This is a genomic window from Mesorhizobium sp. WSM4308 (genome assembly GCF_002294905.1).
GTDB lineage: Bacteria > Pseudomonadota > Alphaproteobacteria > Rhizobiales > Rhizobiaceae > Mesorhizobium.
On the sequence record NZ_NSFW01000024.1, the window covers coordinates 67932 to 87134 of the forward strand.

At 63.8% G+C, this 19203-nt stretch carries 17 protein-coding genes and 1 pseudogene; 6 read left to right on the forward strand and 12 right to left on the reverse strand.

From position 1 onward, the window contains the following. The 4 genes from CK227_RS32570 (at nt 1) to CK227_RS32585 (ending at nt 2177) form a co-directional block, all read left to right on the forward strand. Nucleotides 1-561, forward strand: a complete 561-nt coding sequence (locus tag CK227_RS32570) for an ATP-binding protein (protein WP_179296573.1) — start codon at nt 1-3, stop codon at nt 559-561. Between the two features lie 17 nt (nt 562-578). Beyond that, nucleotides 579-917 carry a hypothetical protein gene (locus CK227_RS32575; protein WP_095775874.1) on the forward strand — a complete coding sequence of 113 codons (339 nt, stop codon included), beginning with the start codon at nt 579-581 and terminating at the stop codon, nt 915-917. 200 nt (nt 918-1117) lie between these two features. Next, entirely contained in the window at nt 1118-1735 is a 618-nt protein-coding gene (locus CK227_RS32580) for a DNA ligase (protein ID WP_245318376.1), read from the forward strand. A 70-nt stretch (nt 1736-1805) separates the two neighbouring features. Further along, a complete protein-coding gene (locus CK227_RS32585; RefSeq protein WP_095775876.1) occupies nt 1806-2177 on the forward strand; it encodes an Hpt domain-containing protein in 372 nt (123 codons plus the stop codon). An 8-nt stretch (nt 2178-2185) separates the two neighbouring features. On the opposite strand, the gene CK227_RS32590 is transcribed toward CK227_RS32585, so the two are convergent. The 6 genes from CK227_RS32590 to CK227_RS32615 form a co-directional block, all read right to left on the reverse strand. Then, nucleotides 2186-3613 (reverse strand): glycosyltransferase family 2 protein, encoded by a 1428-nt coding sequence (locus CK227_RS32590; protein ID WP_179296574.1) that lies wholly within the window; start codon nt 3611-3613, stop codon nt 2186-2188. Further along, the gene (locus CK227_RS32595; protein ID WP_095775877.1) at nt 3610-4647 is read right to left on the reverse strand and encodes a HEAT repeat domain-containing protein; all 1038 of its coding nucleotides are present in this window, start codon (nt 4645-4647) and stop codon (nt 3610-3612) included. Before CK227_RS32595 ends, CK227_RS32590 begins: the two co-directional genes overlap by 4 nt. Nucleotides 4648-4649: 2 nt before the next feature. Continuing rightward, nucleotides 4650-6392, reverse strand: coding sequence for a YaiO family outer membrane beta-barrel protein (locus CK227_RS32600; RefSeq protein ID WP_095775878.1), 1743 nt, complete (start codon nt 6390-6392; stop codon nt 4650-4652). Beyond that, nucleotides 6392-6784, reverse strand: a complete 393-nt coding sequence (locus tag CK227_RS32605; protein ID WP_095775879.1) for a response regulator — start codon at nt 6782-6784, stop codon at nt 6392-6394. The genes CK227_RS32600 and CK227_RS32605 overlap by 1 nt, the downstream gene beginning before the upstream one ends. Nucleotides 6785-7039: 255 nt before the next feature. Beyond that, entirely contained in the window at nt 7040-7426 is a 387-nt protein-coding gene (locus CK227_RS32610; RefSeq protein ID WP_095775925.1) for a response regulator, read from the reverse strand. A 5-nt stretch (nt 7427-7431) separates the two neighbouring features. Then, entirely contained in the window at nt 7432-9873 is a 2442-nt protein-coding gene (locus CK227_RS32615) for a response regulator (RefSeq protein WP_095775880.1), read from the reverse strand. A 384-nt stretch (nt 9874-10257) separates the two neighbouring features. Between CK227_RS32615 and CK227_RS32620 the strand changes: the two are divergent. After that, a pseudogene (locus CK227_RS32620) lies at nt 10258-10392 on the forward strand (transposase); the annotation flags it as partial. 343 nt (nt 10393-10735) lie between these two features. Here CK227_RS32620 and CK227_RS32630 read toward each other — a convergent pair. Then, entirely contained in the window at nt 10736-12805 is a 2070-nt protein-coding gene (locus CK227_RS32630) for an NAD(P)-binding protein (RefSeq protein WP_095775881.1), read from the reverse strand. A gap of 281 nt (nt 12806-13086) precedes the next feature. Here CK227_RS32630 and argE point away from each other — a divergent pair, with 281 nt between their 5' ends. Continuing rightward, complete coding sequence (gene argE / locus CK227_RS32635) at nt 13087-14253, forward strand: acetylornithine deacetylase (RefSeq protein WP_095775882.1); 1167 nt, start codon at nt 13087-13089, stop codon at nt 14251-14253. 12 nt (nt 14254-14265) lie between these two features. Here the strand turns inward: argE and CK227_RS32640 are convergent, their stop codons facing one another. From CK227_RS32640 to CK227_RS32660, 5 genes are read right to left on the reverse strand one after another with little or no spacing between them, the layout of a single operon-like run. Continuing rightward, nucleotides 14266-15201, reverse strand: a complete 936-nt coding sequence (locus CK227_RS32640; RefSeq protein WP_095775883.1) for a LysR family transcriptional regulator — start codon at nt 15199-15201, stop codon at nt 14266-14268. Nucleotides 15202-15251: 50 nt separating this feature from the next. Next, nucleotides 15252-16742 (reverse strand): aldehyde dehydrogenase, encoded by a 1491-nt coding sequence (locus CK227_RS32645; RefSeq protein WP_095775884.1) that lies wholly within the window; start codon nt 16740-16742, stop codon nt 15252-15254. 25 nt (nt 16743-16767) lie between these two features. After that, nucleotides 16768-17442, reverse strand: a complete 675-nt coding sequence (locus CK227_RS32650; protein ID WP_095775885.1) for a DUF1028 domain-containing protein — start codon at nt 17440-17442, stop codon at nt 16768-16770. 4 nt (nt 17443-17446) lie between these two features. Continuing rightward, nucleotides 17447-17863, reverse strand: coding sequence for a RidA family protein (locus tag CK227_RS32655; protein WP_095775926.1), 417 nt, complete (start codon nt 17861-17863; stop codon nt 17447-17449). 44 nt (nt 17864-17907) lie between these two features. Further along, the gene (locus tag CK227_RS32660) at nt 17908-19182 is read right to left on the reverse strand and encodes an NAD(P)/FAD-dependent oxidoreductase (RefSeq protein ID WP_095775886.1); all 1275 of its coding nucleotides are present in this window, start codon (nt 19180-19182) and stop codon (nt 17908-17910) included. Nucleotides 19183-19203 lie beyond the last annotated feature (21 nt).

Below are 19203 nucleotides of genomic sequence, written 5' to 3' on the forward strand. Positions count from 1 at the left end.
ATGACAACGCTGTTCGGGACCCCTGACATTGCAATCGGGATGATGGAAAGCGTCAGTCGCGTGCGGCTGTTCGACGGACCTCTCGACTTGAGCTGGCGTCATTGTGCCACGACGTCGGACTTCATCGCCGATCTTTTCGCTTTGCGCTTTCAGGCGTCCCGCAATGACTACAGAGAAGTGCGGCACTCCATCGGATATCTGGTCAACGAGCTCATCGAAAATGCCGTCAAGTTCCGCGCGCCGGGTGAGATCGTGATCGAGACGTCGATGGATTCGGAGTGCTTCAAGATCAAGGTGTCGAATGACGTCGACGGTGAAAACGCGTCCGGGTTCCAAAGCCTCCTGGCGGACATCACGGTTGGCGACCCCAGGGACCTGCTGATACAGCGAATTGAAGCGAATGCCGCGAACCCCGACGTGTCAGGCTCCGGACTCGGATTGCTGACGTTGATGAGCGACTATGGCGCACGCCTGGCCTGGATATTCAGCCCGGCCGACGAAAGCGATCGGATTTGCCTGGAGACATACGCCTCCATTCCGATCTCGCAAACGCACAACTAGAAGAAACGAACCAGGCCATGGAAATCAAGACAGACGACTATCGCGTGTGGATTGAAGGAAGCGATATTTTTTTCGACGGCGCCATGCGGCTCGCGAGTTCCGAGGCCGGTGCGCCTATTACGGCTTTGGCAACCAGCGTCCTTGCCTCGAATCCCGCTTCCATCACGCTCAATCTGAAGGACCTTCACTTTCTCAACTCTTCCGGCATCAACCTGCTGGCGAAATTCACCATCGAGGTGCGCAAACATCCCGATGTTCGGCTCGTCGTGCGTGGAACGCCCGACATACCCTGGCAATCGAAATCATTGCCGAACCTGAAGAAGCTGCATCCCGCCCTGGTGCTTTTGATGGACTAAGGTCGCCCGAAATCAGCCTACGACGCACCGAGTGAGATATGTACTCCATGACAAGTATTTGGATGCGAAGGTAACGACAATTCGGCCTGGTGCGCAGATGCTGGCAATTGCCCGGCGGGGGCTCGGCACAGGCGGCAGGCGTCCATGTTGGGGGGATGTCGGGCTGCCTGTGCCGATTAGCCGCCGCTGCGCGATCAAAGGTGGCGTCATTGAGTAAGCGTGCCAAGGTGACCGGCGGCCGGCTGGAGTTCATTCCGCCGCAGATCCCGACTCGGGTCGAGGAGCCGCCCCGAGATGAGGGATGGGTTCACGAGGTCAATCTCGATGGCTACCGCACGCAGATCATCATCGATAAAGGCAGCGTGCGCCTTTACAGCAAGAACGGCCGTGACTGGACCACCAAATATTGGCCCATCGCGCTGGCTGTCGAGCTGCCATGCCGGGCCGCCATTATCGACGGCGATGTCATTGTGCCAGACGAGCAGAGCGCTCACGATTACCCTTCGCTGGAAGCCGCGATCTGGAACGAACCGAACCGGCTCGCGTTCGTCGCGTTCGACATCCTCCATCTGGACGGTCGCAATCTAGTCTCCTTGCCCCTGCTGCAGCGCAAGCAGGCGCTATGGCAATTGGTTGAGCACGGCCTCGGCAAGATCCAGTACAGCGAGCATTTCGAGAGCAGTGCGCCAGCGATCTTTCGCGCCATCGAGAATGTGGGGCTCAAGAGCATCATCTCGAAGCGCGCCGACAGCAGCTACACGAGCGGACCGTCGAACACATGGTTGAAGGCCAAATACTTCGAGGAAGCCGATTTCTGAGCATCGACGACGCTTCTGGCGCAACCGCGGCCTCAGCGCCGGCACCAGCAATGTCCTCGAGCAGGAGGTCGTGCGCGAGAAGCAAGCAGTTCAAACCTACGCCGCTTTCTGCTTGAATACTTTCGACATCCCGCTGGAGCACCACCCCATCTCAAACGATCCTTTCGCCCCCTTGCGGCAACGCTTCCTTGCCCGATGCGCCGATCAGCTCGGGCAGCTGAAGGTCATCGCATGTGAGGGCGGTCCTTTGCCCCGCGGGGCGGGTGATCCGCTGGTCAGGATCGCGCACTCGCTGGCGGGTGCGGCGGGGACATTCGGCTTTCCGGATATCGGCGCGCGGGCGTCGGCGCTGGAAACGCTGCTAATCGAACAGCCGGATGAAGGAGCCGCCCAAGCCGCGCTCGATGCGCTCATCGCGGAGATTGAGCAAACGCTGAAATGAAGCGGGCGTTATTTCTTCGCACCGGATAGGCCAGTCCTGGTCATTTCGCCCCAGCTCTGGTCGGCCCGCAGATATTGCCACCAGCCCTTTACGCGCCAGAAATTGTTGAGCTGGCGGTAGCCGAAATTCTCGATCACCGCCACCGCCGTCAGCACCGCCAGGTCCCTGGCGCGCGGAAAACGCTGCAGCTCGGCCTCTTCGAGGACCAGTGAGCACACGCTGACGCAGACGCCATAGGTGAAGATGAGCGAGGTGAAGGCCAGCAGATACTCGGTCGACAGGATGCCGAGCAGCCAGAATGCCGGGATCAGGATGTAGCCCAGCACCTCCGCTACCGGCCCTAGCACATCGACAATCAATATGTGGCCGAAGCCCAGGAATCCGACGCGGCCATAGCGCGGGTTGAAGAGCATGGCGCGGTGGCGGAAGAAGCACTCGAGCGCGCCGCGCTGCCAGCGCGTGCGCTGCCGTGCGAGCACGCTCAGTGTTTCCGGCGCCTCGGTCCAGCACACCGGCTCCGGAATGAACTGGATGCGGTATTTGCGCCCGGCATCTCTCATGTGGCGGTGCAGCTTGATGACGAGGTCGAGGTCCTCGCCCATCGAGCCCATGGTGAAGCCGCCCACCGCCACCACCTCCGTGCGGCGGAACATGCCGAAGGCGCCGGACACCAGCATCAGCGTGTTGATGTGGCTCCAGGCCAGCCGGGCCATGAGAAAGGCCCTTAGATATTCGACGACCTGGAGCAACGGCAGCAAGCGGTTGGGCAGGTGGATCTCGCGCACCCTGCCGGCTTCGATCCTCGATCCGTTGGCGATGCGGATCGTACCGCCGACGGCGATGGTGCGCTCGGGGTCGTCGATGAAGGGCTGGGCGGCGCGCATCAGCGCGTCGGGCTCGAGGATGGAATCGCCGTCGATCACGCAGAAAAGCGGCGCGCGGCAGACATTGATGCCGGCATTCTGGGCATCGGCCTTGCCGCCGTTTTCCTTGTCGACCACGAACAGCCGCTCGGTCATTGGCGAGGAATAGAGGCCGCGGATCGGCTTGTGCGCCAGCGCCTCCTCATAAGGCCGATGGAATTTCACCAGCTTGAAGGCCCCGATCAGGCGCCGCAGCGTCTGGTCCTTTGAGCCGTCGTTGATGACGATCACCTCGAAATTTGGATACTCGAGCGCCAGCATCGAATGGACGCTCTCGACCACGTTCAATTCCTCATTATAGGCGGGTACGAGGAGCGCGATCGGCGGCGCGACATCGCCATAGCGGTGCCACAGCAGCGCCGAGCGCGCGACCGGCGGGCGCTTGGAAAGCGCGTAGGCGGCAATAATGAGTTGCAACAGATAAATCGTCGTCTGCGCCAGCCCCGCCCCGATGATGAACCAGGACAGGATGGAAGCGGCCAGAACGATCTCGTGGCTCCAGTCGGACATCATGCGGCCGGCCCCTCGGCAAGGATGAGCGAGGCGGTGCGCTGGCTGCGCGAGACCTCGCTCGCAGCGATGTCGCGCAGCAGCCGTTCTCCCGGCTGGCCAAACGAGCGCAGGGCGTTGGCGGCGGCATAGCGCACGGTCCACGCCTCATCGTCCATCAGCGCGGAGAGCGGCGCGGCGAGCCCGGCGAGCCCGAGGCGCCCGGCGGCATCGGCGGCGGCGGCGCGCACGTCCCAGTCGCCGTTGGCCATCGCGCTTGCCAGGATGGCAGGCGCCTCGGCGTGCCCGGTGAGGCCCAGCGCGCGCAGCGCCGCGGCGGCGACCTCGGGCGATTGATCACCGGTGGCGCGGGCGAAGAAATCGGCGAAATGGAACCCGGCGGCACGAGCCAGCGCGTCGATCGCGGCCGCCCGGATGAAGGGCACCGCGTCGGTGCGCGCGGCATGATCCCTGAGCTCCTCGAAGCGCGCCGGCGGAAAGCGCCTGAACAACTCGATCAGGCGCCGCGAGCGCTGTCCCACCACGCCGACCTTGCCCAGTGCGATATCGAGCGGCGGCAGGCTGCCGAGATCGCAGAGCGCGATGGCGGCGGCGATCCTCACCTCGCGCGAACGGTCACGGTCGAGCGCCGAAAGCAGGCTCGCCACCGCGTTTTCCGAACGCAGCGCCGCAAGCATCTCGGCCGCGTGGATGCGCTCGGCGCCGTTGCCTTTTTCCAGCTGGCTGCCGACAAGCGCCGGCAGGCCGCATTCGTTGAAGGCGGCAAGGACGTCGTCATACTCCTCGCCGCGAAGCAGCGAAATGAACTCGAAGCCGGCATTGATCGCCACGCCCGCCGGCACCGCGAGCACCACCACCTTCAAGGCCTCGCGGTCCCGGTTTTCGGTGAAGGCGATCAGTGCTGTGTGAAGCTGGCGCCGCTGATCGATCTGCACCCTGCCTCGGCGTTCCTGCAGCACCCGCCGGACGATCAGGAACAGCATGATCACCAGGGAAACGGCGCTGAGCAAAATGGAAAGATCCCAGACGTACCACATGATCAGAACCGCGCGGTCAGGCCGAGCCCGAATATGCTTCGGTCGAATGTCGGGCGTTGCTCATGTGCGATACTGGCGCGGACCGTCAGCGGATCGTTGACGTCCCAGGAGATGCCGCCGAAGACGGTGCGCGTCGGCACCAGCGTGCCGTCGGAGATTTCGGGGGCGTCCGCATAGCCGCCGAACAGGTTGAAGCGCTGCGTCACCGCAAGGTCGACCCAAAGCACATAGCCGTCCGCGCGCGTGCCGATATCGTCGGCCGCATGCACCCAGCGGGCGGAAAGCCCCAGGCGGCCGTCGAAGATATAGCCCTGCACCCAGGGCGAGACGCTGGTGACGTTTGTGTTGGTGAAATTGTCGTAGCGGGTGTCGATGTTGAGCGACAAAGGGCCGAACGCCTTCGCCGCCGCCATGACCTGCAAGGACGCGCCGGCGCCGATCGCATAGCGCGCCAGGAAATCGGCATCCGGCGTCGCCGCGGCGAGCGCATAGGCGGAGAAGGCAGGCGAGAAGGCCTCGTCGATGCGGCCCTCGATCTGAACGTCGGTACGGCCGAAGCGGGTTGCCACGCGGGTGCGGCCTGAAATCGTCGTGCGCGGCGACAGCCGATAAGCAAGGCCAGCCGAGCTGTCGGTCCAGTCGCTCAGCCCGTTGGTGAGATCGCTCACCTCGGTGCCAAGGTCGAGCCGCCATCTGCGCGGGGGCGGCACGGCCAGTCTTTGCTCGATGTCGGAAGAGCCGGGCTCGATGGCGAGCGCCTCTCTGTAGGCCTGCCGCGCTGCATCGTCGTCGCCTAGGGCGCGGCGCACATCGCCGATCCCCACCAGCGCCTCGGCATTGCGCGAATCGATCGCAAGCACGCGTTGGAACGACTGTCCGGCCCGCGTGTAGTCGGCCTCGAGCAGGGCGACCTTGGCATCGAGGTCGAGCGCCTCCACATTGTCCGGCGACGAGGCCAACACGTCATCGACCAGCGCGCGGGCGCCCGGCACGTCGCCCTGCCAAATCGCCAGGCGGATCTTGCCGATCCGCGCGTCGAGAAGGCCGGGTTTTATGGCCAGCGCCCGGTCGAAGAAATGCCCGGCTTCGTCGAACCGCTGGCTGGAGCCCAGGATAAGGCCAAGGGCAACCAAGATGTCGGTGTTCTTCGGCGCCAGCCCAAGCGCGCGGCGATAGACCTTCTCCGCTTCGGGCAGCTTTCCCGCTGTTCGCAACCGTCGACCTTGCTCCATCAGGCCGGCGACGGGATCGGGCCGTGGTTTCGCCCTCGGCGCCGCCACCGACGCCTTCCTCGCCTCACCGCCGGCGGCCTGCATGGCCTTGCGGATGTTCTCCACAAGCGCGGCGGCGTCGGTGTTGCCGGGCTGGGCGCGCGCCACCGATTCGGCGAGCGGCAGCGCGGCATCCAGATTGCCGGAACGGAACTCGATCTCGGCCAGGCCAAAGCTTGCATCTTGATAGGCCGGAGCAAGGGAAAGCGCCTTGGAAAAGGCGTCGTGCGCCGCCGCCAGATCGTTGCGGCCGAGTTCGGCGAAACCGAGCTGAACCAGGGCGTCGGCATTGTCGGGTTTGAGCGCGAGTGCGCGCCGAAGCAGATCCACCGCCTCGTCGAAATGCCGGGCCTGCCTGGCTTTCACGGCGGACGCGTAGAGCTCATCGACCGTCTGCGCAAGCACCGCACCAGGAGTGGCCGCGATTGCCAGGATCAGGCATGCGGCAAGCGCTGCGCGCCGGCTGCGCCTCATCAGCGTTTCCCAGTCTTGCGCGCGATCAGACGCGCCAGCCGGGCCAGCAGTTCCTCGGGGATGAATGGCTTTACCAGATAGTCGTCGGCTCCCTTCTCGAGGGCCGAGACGATGTCCCTTTCGGCCTTGCGGGCGGTCAGCATCACCACCGGCGTGTCCGACAGAACCGGGTCGCCCTTGAGGCGAGCCAACACCTCCAGGCCGTCGGCCTTGGGCATCATCGCATCGAGCACGATGATATCGGGTCCGTCCTGTTCCGCCTTCGCCAGTGCCTCGGCACCGTCCACTGCCGTGATGACCTCGTATCCCTTCGCCCTCAGCCTGAATTCCATCAGTTCAAGCAACAGGGGATCATCATCGCAGATCAGAACTCTTGCCTTCGCTCCATTCACCTGTCCGGCTCCGGTTCACGCCTCGTTGCCCCCCGGAGTGATCAACTCATGAACCGACATCCGCCAATGTGGTCCATGCCAACGCCGGTGCGGGTCTCCCGTGCCGGCCGATGCCGCGCAATCATAAATAAAACCGATTCGCGACTGCCGTATTTCGATACAATCAGTAGATGAATATTGGGGTGTGGTACAGGTGCCGTAAACGGCAAACGGAGGTTGCTGACAGGCTTGTTGCCGCTGCCTTCGACCCGGCGGCTATGCCTGCCCGGGTCGCTCCGGAAGCAGCTTCCTGACTTCGCCGGCGAGCGCCAGCGGATCGAAAGGCTTGGCAATGACCCCGACCGCTCCCATGGCGAGATAGCGCTCGACCTGATGCGTCTGGGTGCGCGCGGTGATAAAGGCCACGGGTATCGACGCCGTCAGCGGTGAAGCAGCCAGGCGCTTCAGCGTCTCCGGCCCGTCCATGTCCGGCATCATCACGTCGAGCAAGATGAGGTCGGGATGCCATGCGGCGGCATCGGTCAGCGCCGCGGCGCCCGAAGAGCAGGACCGCACCTCGAATTCCGGCTCGAGCTCCAGCGACATCTGAGCGATTTCGCGGATATCGTGGTCGTCATCCACATAGAGGATTCTTGCCGGCATGATCGTCACTCCTTGGCGCGGGCGGCGGGTCTGGTGCCATCGCGCGATGAGGCCAACATGGTTCTGACAAGCTTTGCCACATCGATCTCCGACGCCCTGGTCTTGGTCATCATCGCCTGCACCCGATCGCCGAGTTTCTGGTCCGGTTCCGCCGCCGAGAACACGATCACTCCGGTCTCCAGCGGCAGATCGGCGAGCAGGTCCAGTCCCGATCCGTCTGGAAGTGCTATGTCCAGGATGACCAGGTCGAAGCGACGCTTCGCAACCGCCCGCCGTGCCTCCTGCAGCGTTTTCGCCGAGATGATCGAGACGTCCGAGCCCAGTCCCGCCGACATCACGGCTAGCACACCCTCGTCGTCCTCGACATGGAGGATCTTCGGCCTCTGTTCATTCCTGCCGGCGACGATCTTGGCAAGAGCGGCGTGAAGCCGCCCCGAATCCACCGGCTTCTCCAGCCAGTCGACGATGCCGACGGCGGTGCCGTTCAGCGAGCGCCTGGCCTCATCGGCGACGGCGGAGATGACGATGACCGCAATGTCGGAATTCACCGGTGACGCCCTGATGTCATGGAAGAGCTTGATGCCCGATTCTTCCGCCAGCTTGATGTCGAGTGTCAGTGCCACATAATCGCGAGACTGCAGAAGCGCCTTCGCGGTGGCGATGTCCGGGGCGACGTCGCTGGAAAAGCCTTCCGCGTCCAGGAGTGCCGCAATCACCGCCGCGACGTCGGTCTCGTCTTCGCAGATCAGAACCCGTAGGCGGCCATCGGGCTCCCGTGGCGGGCGCGGTGGCGGATACGGCCTCGGTTGGAGCCTGCGGGCTTCGGCAAGGTCGACATGGAACGAGGTTCCTTTCTCTTCCTCGGTTTCGAAGGAAACGGCGCCGCCCAGCTTTTCCACGATGGTCTTGACGATGCTGAGGCCGAGGCCGGTGCCGCCTTTCTTGCGGGTGCTGGACGCGTCAGCCTGTTCGAACTTGCCGAATATACGGCTGCGAAACGCCTCGGGGATACCCGCCCCCTGATCGATCACCGAGATGCGCAACATGTCGCGATCACGACGCTGTAGCTTCACCATCACGGTGCCGTCGGCGTGCGAGAACTTGATCGCGTTCGACAGAAGGTTGGCCATCACCTGGTGCAGGCGGTCCGGATCGATGTTGGCTTCGGCGCGCGGGGCATCGTCGACCAGGACGATGCGTATCCGGCTCTCGGCCATGTAGTTGGAACTGGCGGCAATGGCCTGCTCCATGATCGGGCGCACAGGCATCTGCTTGATCTTGAAGGCGATGACGCCTGACTCGATCTTCTCCATATCGAGGATGTCGTTGATGAGAAGAACCAGTCTCTCGCTATTGGTGTGAGCGATATTGACGAGGTTGGCGGCCTTCGGCGGCAATTCGCCCGCCACGCCCGCCGCGATCAGGCCCAGCGAGCCTCGGATGGATGTCAATGGGGTGCGCAGCTCATGACTGACCGTCGAAATGAAATCGTTCTTGAGCTGAGCGTTTCGCTTCTGCTCGGTGATCTCGCGATTGTAGGTGATGACACCGGTGATCTTGCCGACCTCGTCGCGGAACGGCGCCTTGAGCGTGTAAAGCCAGCCCTGTTTGCCATCCGGAAACACCGCAGGCTGTTCGATGCGCAATGTCTGCCCGGCCTTCAGTGCGCCCATCTCGTCCTGCCTGAAGCGCTCGGCCACGTCCTTCGAATAGAAATCGAAATCGGTCTTGCCGATGAGCTCCTCGACTGAAGCGGCCCCCAGCATTTCGGCGGTGGCGGGATTGGCGGCGATGAAGCGGCCGTCCACATCCTTTATGTTCAGGCAGTCCGGCAGTTCACGAACCATGGCCCGATAGATCATGTTGGACATGGAGAGATCGCGCCGCCGCTGTTGCCGGTCGAGCAGGATGCCGATCACCATGGTACTAAGGAAGCGGAACAGGAGGGACGGGAACGTGCTTTGCTGGATCAGGCCTGTGACGACTTGCGGGGGTATGACCAGGAGCGTGATCAGCCCGGCGAGTGCAACTGACACGCCGAAGCCGAATATGTCGAGCATCGTGCGCGACCGGGCCGCGACAATGTGGTGCCATGCCAGGCCGACGACGGCGGTGATCAGGATACCCATGACGCCGACATTGGCCCCCTGCCCGCCAAGATAGAGGCGATAGGCAATGGAGCCGATCGTGGCAACGAACATTGCCGGCCACCCGCCGAAGAACGCCGCGGCGCCGATAAAGGCGGCGCGCAGATCGACCACGAAGCCAGAGACAGACAAGGCGGTCGCCATTGAAAAGACCGCCCCCACGCACATGACCGCGCCCAGAAGCAGCGACTGTATTCGCGGCGAGAGACGCCCGGTGAAATCGGCCACAAGGTCCCAGGCGACGACCAGGACGGAGACCAGAGCAAGATTGGCGAGGAGTGATTGCCAGATCTCGGTCATGACTTTCCGGCTCCTTTTTTCCGATGAATATCGGCTAATCCTATCCGATATCTAAAGAAGCTGCGCATCAGTCCGCAGGGCCGGCACGCCGAGCAGAGGCGACATGGGCAGCCACATGGCAGGCGTCTTCGTACCGGGCGCTTATCGGGCACCAAGTTGAAGCTTGATCTTCGGCGCCGCGTACTGACTATGGCCCCGACGTGCTCGGCCGCGCCGCCGTGAGGGTTGATACGTCCAAGCCTGCCTACCGGCTCACGGACTACTACAGCTGGCACCTTTTTTCTGGAAGCCCCTGCTCCGCTCAATGCCGAGAGGGGCTCCTCTGGCCTGCCGCCGGTTTCGTGGACACCGAGACAAGGTGTTTAACGGAACTGGAGAGTGGGAATGCAAAGAAGGAAGTTCGGCCGCAAGTTCAAGCTTGAGGCGGTGAGATTGATCAAGGACCGGGGCGTTGCAGTGGCCCAGGCCGCCCGCGACCTCGATGTCCACGAGAATGTGTTGCGCAAATGGGTGCGCGAGCTGTCGACGGGTCCGCAGCACGGCTTTCCTGCGGCCGGCATCGCAGGTTCGTCTGGCGGTTCAGGGTATGGATCGCGTCGTGCGGCTGGTGACCCACAAGCCGATGCTTGGCGAACCTTTTGGCGAACCTACCCGTAAGCCATTGATAAATAAAGATAATGGTGGGCCCGGAGGACATGGTAAGGACGTTGATTCTATTGCGTTTTTCGTGGGCCAAAATTAGAGAGTTTCCCGTATCGTTCCGTATTGTCTTGCGATTGATCCCGACATCAGATTTCGACACGCTAGCGCGAAACACTATCGGCTTGTGGCGACGTCATTCCTATCAAGCCATGTCATCGGCCTACCCCGCCGCCAAAGCCGTCACTTCTCGCCGGAACGGCAGCGCGTCGCCGATATCGAGTTCGTCCATCTCACGAGCGAAACGATGGCCGGCGTAGGTCGCCCAGGCAATCGGACCTGGCGCCTCGGCATCACCTATGACCTTGATCGAGCGAATGCCATTGTCGGCCCATTCGTCGCGCCGCGCTTTCAGGTCGCGCCAGACTTGGTCGTCCTGTTGGCGCGACGTCACCAGCACCACGGCGTCGGCGGCAATGTCGCGTTCGGCACCGGTGTAGGCGCAGGCGGTGGCAACGCCTCCCGGCACGACGCGCGTCACGGTCCGGTTCAGCACGATCTCGACGCCGAGCTCGGCCAGCCGGCGATGGATGGCGCCTTGCTCCAGCGTGTTGCGCGTCCAGTCGGATACATAGGCGGACGGCGTCACCAGCGTCACCTTCGCGCCGCGGCGCGTCATGAGCTCTGCCAGAACGCCACCCATGTAGTAGTGGTCGTCATCGAACAACACGACTTTGCCGGTCGGAACATTTCCGCCCATCAGGTCGTCCGGGGTATAGATCGGCATGGCTGGTTCCACCGGCATAGGCACGACATGCGCGCGCGCCACGCCGTCGCGGCGCCAGGTCGAGCCAGTGGCGATGGCGATGTTTTGAAACCCGAAGGCCAGGATATCCTCGGCCGACAATCGGCTTTCGAAATAGACGTCGACATTGGACATCTGGCTGAGCTGATACTGGCGATAGTCGCGTACGCGACCCCAGGCGGAGAGGCCAGGCAAGCGGCACTCGCGCGACACGCGGCCGCCGAGCTCGGTGCCTGCCTCGGCGATCGCCACCTGGTAGCCGCGCAGGCCGAGTGCGCGGGCGGCCTCAAGCCCGGCGGGACCGGCGCCGACGATCAGCACGCTGTCGCTGTCGCCCTTGGCCTGCATCCGCTCCGGATGCCAACCCTTGCGCCACTCCTCCATGAAGGTCGGGTTCTGCGTGCAGCGCGAGATCGACATGGTCATGTCGCCGGTGATGCAGATGTTGCAGCCGATGCATTCGCGAATGTCCTCGATCCGTCCCTCCTCCATCTTCTTCGGTAGGAAGGGATCGGCGATCGATGGACGGGCGCAGCCGATGAAATCGAGCGTGCCGGACTTGATCATCCTGACCATCACGTCCGGCGAGGTGAAGCGACCGACGCCGACGACCGGCCTCGACGTCAGCGTCTTGATGCCGGACACGAGGCTTTCCTGCGCCGCCTCCTCCTTGAACCGCGACGGCCCCGAACAATCCTCCCAGGCGCCATGCGCCAAGTCCCAGAGGTCGGGCAGGTCGGCATTCATCTCGATCATGTCGCGCACTTCGGAATTGGCGAAGCCAAGTTCGCCGATCATCTCGTCCAGCGACAGCCGCAGCGTCAGGCCGCAAGTGTCGCCGATGGCGTCGCGGCCTTCTTCGATCAGCTCGCGCATCAGCCGTGAGCGGTTTTCCAACGGGCCGCCATATTCGTCGCTGCGCTGGTTGGTGGCGGTGGACAGGAAGTGCTGGATAATGCCGAAGCCATGCGCACCATAGAGACAGACTAGGTCGAAACCCGCCAGCTTCGCGCGTTTGAAGGCATTGCGGTGCCAGCGCCTGAGGTCACGTATATCCTGCTTGTCCATGGCGCGTGCCTGGACTGGATCGTTGGTGAAGGTGCGGATCGGCAAGGCCGACGGTCCGCGCGGCACTTCCTTGGTGTAGAGGTTCGGGCCGTTGATACCGGAATAGGCGAGCTGGATGCCGGCCAGCGCGCCATGCTGGTGCATGGCCTTGGCCATCTTCGCCAGCGCTGGGATGTCGGCGTCGTCCCAAAGCCTGAGCTCGATGAAGGGCGTGATCTCCGAGGTGTGGTGCATCTCGGTCTGCTCGGTGAAGATGACGCCCCAGCCGCCTTCCGACTTGATGCGCCGCATCTCGGCCGCGGCGGACGGATCACGATAGCCGCCACCATTGCAGTGCGGCACCTGGTAGAAGCGGTTCTTGGCGGTCACCGGACCGATCTTCACAGGCTCGAACAGAATGTCGTAGCGTGGATCACGCATGGTGCTTCCTTCCTGCCAGCGTCGCGTCGCGGCATGCGCGGTGATGGTTTCAAACCTGGCGCAAGCCGGTCTGCCCGGTGGGTAGACGCCGTGAACCTACTCATAAGTTGCGGCGCGTGCCGGAAAACTACAGATTTCTTCTGTGCCGATTAGGACGCGCCTAATCCGCCCCCCCGCCGCCTGGATTAGCATCCGAAGAATCCCGGCTGAGCCAAATGCGACTTCAAGGCCGCGGCCACGCGATGCTAGATAGCGCACACGGCCAACGAGACGTGAGACGCATGGACAGCATCCAGATCCTTGAAAAGCTGATCGCATTCCCGACGGTGAGCCGGGACTCGAACCTCGACCTCATCGGTTACGTGACAGACCTGCTGGCGACGCGGGGCATTGCATGCCAGATCATCCGCAGCGCGGACGGCCACAAGGCCAACCTGTTCGCCACAATCGGGCCGGCCGAGGCGGCCGGCGTCATGCTGTCCGGCCACACCGATGTCGTCCCGATCGACGGACAGGACTGGACGCTGCCGCCTTTCGAGATGAGCGCGCGGGATGGCAAGCTTTACGGCCGTGGCGCGGCCGACATGAAGGGTTTTGTAGCCTGCGCGCTTGCCGCCTGTCTCAAGGCCTCGAAAATGGGCCTGCAAACGCCCTTGCATCTGGCGCTTTCCTACGACGAGGAGATCGGCTGCATCGGCGTGCACAGCCTGATCGACATGCTGCGTTCGGCGCCGCATCGGCCATTGCTGTGCATAGTCGGCGAGCCGACCAACATGCAGGTCGCGACCGGCCACAAGGGCAAGCTTGCGGCGCGCGCCATCTGCAGGGGACGCGAAAGCCATTCGGCGCTCGCTCCCCTGGCGCTCAACGCCATTCATCTCGGCTGCGACTTCGTCTCCGCACTGCGCCGGGAACAGGACCGTCTGGCCAGCGATGGCGCGCGCGACGGTGACTATGACATTCCCTACACGACCGTCCACGTCGGCAAGATGCATGCCGGCGTTGCGCTCAACATCGTGCCGAACCTGTGCCAGCTCGACTTCGAGATCCGCAATGTCGCGGCCGACAACCCCGACCAAATCCTCGATGGGTTGCGCGCAGAGGCAGCGCGCATTGCCGCAGCCGCTTCAGCGATCGCGCCGGAGGCGGCCATCGACATCGATATCACCAACACCTATCCGGGTCTGGACACGCCGGCGAATTCGCAGGCTGTGGCTTTCGTCAAGTCATTGACCGGGGCCAACGACACCATCAAGGTTGCCTTCGGCACCGAAGGCGGATTGTTCAGCCGCGACCTCGGCACGCCGACCATCGTGTGCGGGCCGGGCTCGATGGCGCAAGGGCACAGACCGGACGAATTCGTCAGCATCGAACAGATGCGCCGCTGCGACGACATGCTCGACAATTTGCTGCGGCGGCTTGCCGGACAACAGTTGAAAGTCGCCTGACAAAGGCCGCTGCTATTCCACGACCCGTCCGCTGCCGAACACGCCCTGTTCGACAACGAAGCGGCGGCAATGATCGATGAATGCCTGTACCGTCTGGGTGCGGTGCTCGGCGTTGGGCAATGCGACCCCCATGGTCAGAGGCCGCAAATCCCCTTCCAGGGGCACGAAGACCAGCGGCTTGCCGTCCGGCGCCAGGGTGTTGAGCGGCCGCATGTTGGCGATGCCGTAGCCGAAGCCATTGGCAACCATCGACCGCATCACCGCGATGTCGCCGGTGCGCTCGGCAATGTTCGGCCGGATGCCCCGCATTTGGAAGGCCGAGAGAAAATATTCGCGGCTGTATGGCAGGTCGAGCAGCACCATGGGCTCGTCGGCCAGTTCTTCCGTCGTGATCGAAGCTTTGCCGGCGAAGCGGTGCCCCTGCGGCAGCATGACATAGGCCGGCACCAGCATAAGCGGTTCGAACGTCGTGTCCTGCGACAGTTCGAGATCATAGGTCAGCGCCGCATCGATTTCACCTCGCTGCAACATTTCGAGCAACTGACCCTGGTTGCGTTCGAACTGCCGGAACCGCACCTCGGGATAGGCGCGCTCGAACTTCGCGCGCAGCGTCGGCATGACGATCTGCGCGAAGGTCAGCAGGCATCCGACTGCCAGCGGCCCACGCACCTTCTCGGCGATGTCGCCGGCGATATCGTGCAGAGCGTCGGCGTCGGCCAGCAACCTGGCGGCCTCCTTGAGGAAAACACGCCCGCCGGCCGTGAGCGACAGGCCATGCGAATGCTTGCGGACAAAAAGCTGGACGCCGAATTCGGCCTCGAGCTGCGCGATGGACGCCGAAATCGAAGGCGGCGAAACATTGACCTGCTCGGCCGCCTTGGTAATGGAGCCGGCTTCGCCGACGGCGACGAAATATTCCAATTGTCTCAGGGTGAAGCGTAGCGGCATGGGCTTCTATGTTGCCGGTTTGGGCGCTGCGATCAAGCGCCCGCTCCGCCTCAGTACTTGATCCATGTCGTTTTCAGCGCGGTGTACTTGTCCAGCGCGTGCAGCGACAGGTCGCGGCCAAAGCCCGATTGCTTGATGCCGCCGAACGGCGTCATCGGGCTCAGCGCATCGACCGTGTTGACGGAAACGGTGCCGGCGCGGAGCCGGCCGGCAACGCGGTGCGCGCGCGAAAGACTGTCGGTCCATAGTGACGCGGCCAGCCCGTACGGGCTGTCATTGGCAATGCGGATGGCCTCCTCCTCATCGTCGAAGGCAATGACCGACAGCACCGGTCCGAATATCTCATCCCTGGCAATCGGGTCGTCATGGGCAACATCATCGAAGATGGTGGGCTGTATAAAGCTGCCGCGACCGTTGACCGTGACCCGATCTCCGCCGGCAACCAGGCGCGCGGTCTTCTTGCCGGCCTCGACGAAGCGCATGACGTTGGCGGCGTGGCGGGCATCGACCATGGCGCCCATTTTCGAGGCAGGGTCGAGCGGATCGCCAGGCTGGGCGGCCGCCGCGCGCTTGGCCAGTTTCTCCACGAAGGCATCCTTGATGCCGCGTTGCACGAGCAGGCGCGAATTGGCCGAACAGACCTCGCCCTGGTTGAAGAAGATGCCGAAGGCCGCCATGTCGGCCGCCGCATCGAGGTCGCCGCAGTCGGCGAAGACAAGGTTCGGGCTCTTGCTGCCTGTTTCGAGCCAGACCTGCTTCATGTTCGACTGACCCGAATATTGCAGGAACATCTTGCCGACCGAGGTCGATCCGGTGAAGGCAAGGCAATCCACGTCCATGTGACGGCCAAGCGCCTGCCCGGCCGTCTCGCCAAGGCCGGGCACAACGTTGAGCACACCGGCGGGCAGCCCCGCCTCCATGGCGAGTTCCGCCAGCCTGAGCGCCGAGAAAGGCGACTGCTCCGCGGGCTTCAGCACCACCGAATTGCCCGCCGCCAGCGCGGGCGCGCACTTCCATGTGGCCATGTCGAGCGGGAAATTCCACGGCACCACGGCACCGACCACGCCGAGCGGCTCGCGCCGCACCAGCACCAGATCACTGCCGCCGGTCGGCGCCACTTCGTCATAGATCTTGTCGATGGCCTCGCCATACCACTGGAAGATCGCCGCGGAACCCGGGACATCGACAGTCGCGGCATCCGTGACGAGCTTGCCCATGTCGAGCGATTCCAGCAGGGCAAGCTCCTGCAGGTTTTCGCGCAGCAGCCGCGCCAGCCTGAACAGCACCTCCTTACGGTGCGCCGGGCTCGCGCGTGACCAGACACCAGCCTCGAAACTGCGGCGCGCCGCGGCAACGGCGAGATCGATATCTTCCTCGCCGCAGGACGCCACCTCGGCGAGCGTTTCGCCAGTGGCCGGATTGATGCTGGCGAAGGTGCGGCCCGAACGCGCGGCAACCGTCTTACCATCGATGAACGCCCTGTCGCGAAACCGGATCGCGGATGCCTTGCCGATCCAGTCCTTGTGACTGAATTCGCTCATGCGGATGCCTCCCCCTGCGTGATGGCTACTCGTCGCCCGGCACGCCGTAGCTCGGCGCGTCGGACGGATTGATCGCGCGGGTCACATAGGCATCGAGCTGGGGCTTGTAGCGGTCCCACAAGGCCGCCAGTTCCTCGATCGGGCAGCCGTCGGTCCAGTCGCAGCGCAGGTCCGCGACGGGCCATGCGACCTCGCGCACCAGCTTCATTCCAGCCGAATGCACCGGACCCGCCTCGCCCCCCGCCTTCAGCGCGGCGCGCATGGTCGCGATCAGGCGGTCGCCGAGGTGCCCTTCAGAGGCGAGGAAGGCGTCGACCATGGCTTGCGGCACGCCCTCATGGGCCAGCATGTTGCCGCCGCAGGCGACATTGTCCGCACGCGCTTCCGCCCAGATGCCAAGCGCCCTGGGTCCTGAATGAATGGCGGTGGTGCCGGCGGCATCGACAGCCAGCACCTGCCGGTAGTCGCTATAAGCGCCGGTGCGCTTCAGGATGGCGACCGCCTCGGCGGCAGAGGCGCCCCGCGCCAGCAGTTCGAGCCCTCTTGCGCCGAGCGTCGGATCGGTGACGTTCTGGCTGGCGACCGCGCCGACGCCCGCTTGCGCATAGGCGCAGCGCGCCGCCACCGCCGGTGAGGAAGACGACACCGCGACGCCGAACATGCCGGTGCGGCTGCACCGCGCGACAATGGAAAAGGTCATGAGATCAATCCGGGATGACGGCGGTGCCGTCGATCTCGACCAGCCAGTCCGGCCGCGCCAGGGCCGAGACGACGAGACCGGTCGAAACGGGATGCACGCCTTTGATATACTCGCCCATGGTGCGGTAGACTGCCTCGCGATGGCGCACGTCGGTGATGTAGACCACCACCTTGACCAGATGCTCCATGGTGCCGCCGCACTCTTCGATGAGCTGCCTGATGTTCTGCATCACCTTATGCGTCTGCTCGGCCGGATCGTGGCTGCCGATATTCTTGGCGGTGTCGAGATCCTGCGGGCACTGGCCGCGCAGATAGACCGTCCGGCCGCCCCGCGTGACGACCGCCTGGCACAGATCATTGTCGAGCTTCTGCTCGGGATAGGTGTCCTTGGTGTTGAACTTGCGGATTCTCGTATGCGCCATCCAGGTCTCCATCAGATCGGGCTCGTGGCTGTTGTCAGCGTCGGTCAGGCGTCCACCGTCTCGCGCTGCGCCGCAGCGTGATAGGCCAGATATTTGCGCTGCGTCGAAATTCGGTCGGCGACATGCTTGGCATCATGCCAGACGCCCCAGATGAAACTCGACCCTCTTCGCGACTGCCAAGGCAGGCCGAGAAAATAGATCCCAGGCTCGACCGAGACGCCGCGTTGGTGCCTTGGCCGGCCCCTCTCGTCAAAAGCATCGACCTTCAACCAGCTGTAGTCGACGGCAAAGCCTGTCGCCCAGATGATCGCCGCTATCCCGGCGCCCGCCAGATCGAGGTCACGAAGCGGGTTGGTCAAGCAGTCCGGATCCGGGTCGATCCGACGGGCCGCGGGCTCCTGCGGAAGGTCGAGGCCGTTGCGCGCGACATAGGCATCGGCCTCGTCCAGCAGCGACATCAGGTTGGCGTCACCGCGGGCAATGTTCTTCGCCAGATCGGGCGCGAAGGTCAGTATGCCGTCCTGATATGCTTTTGTCATGCCGACCAGGGTAAGCCCCTGCGCCGCCAGCCGACGGAAATCAATCGTTTCGCCGCCACGCGCGCCGCTCACCGCAATCGTGACATGCTCCGTGCCAGGCCCCGGGGTTTCGAGATCCCATTTGCCGAGAACGCCAAGCCACCAGCAGAAATCACGCCCGCGATAGGCACGCGGCGGGCGGTCGTGCGGGCCGACCGAGAGGTAGACGCGCCGCCCCGAGCGCTGCAGCTCATCGGCGATCTGCACACCTGACGATCCTGCCCCGACCACCAGCACCGCGCCCTTTGGCAACTGCCCGGGATTGCGGTACGCGCTGGAATGAATCTGCAGAATGCCGGCATCGCCGGGGACAAGGGCGGGGATGACGGGGACCTGGAAAGGTCCGGTCGCCGCGACGATGCTGCTGGCTTCGATCACCCCGGCCGACGTCTCGACGCGAAACCCGGGTCGACCGACATTTCTTTGCGCGAGCTTGACCTCGACGCCGCAGCGGATCGGCGCATTGATCTGCCTTGCATAGGCGGCGAAATAGTCCGCAACCTCCTCCTTGGAGGGAAAGCCGTCAGGACCCGTCACGGGAAATTCCATGCCTGGGAAACGGTCATGCCAGGCCGGGCCATTGGCGACGAGCGAGTCCCATCGCTGCGAACGCCAGCGCTCGGCGATCCGGCCACGCTCAAGGACAAGATGCGGCACGCCGCATTTGCTCAGATGCTCCGACATAGCCACTCCCGCCTGGCCACCGCCGACGACAAGCGTGTCTATTTTTTCCACCGACATTTCTGCGTCCTTTCCCCCCAA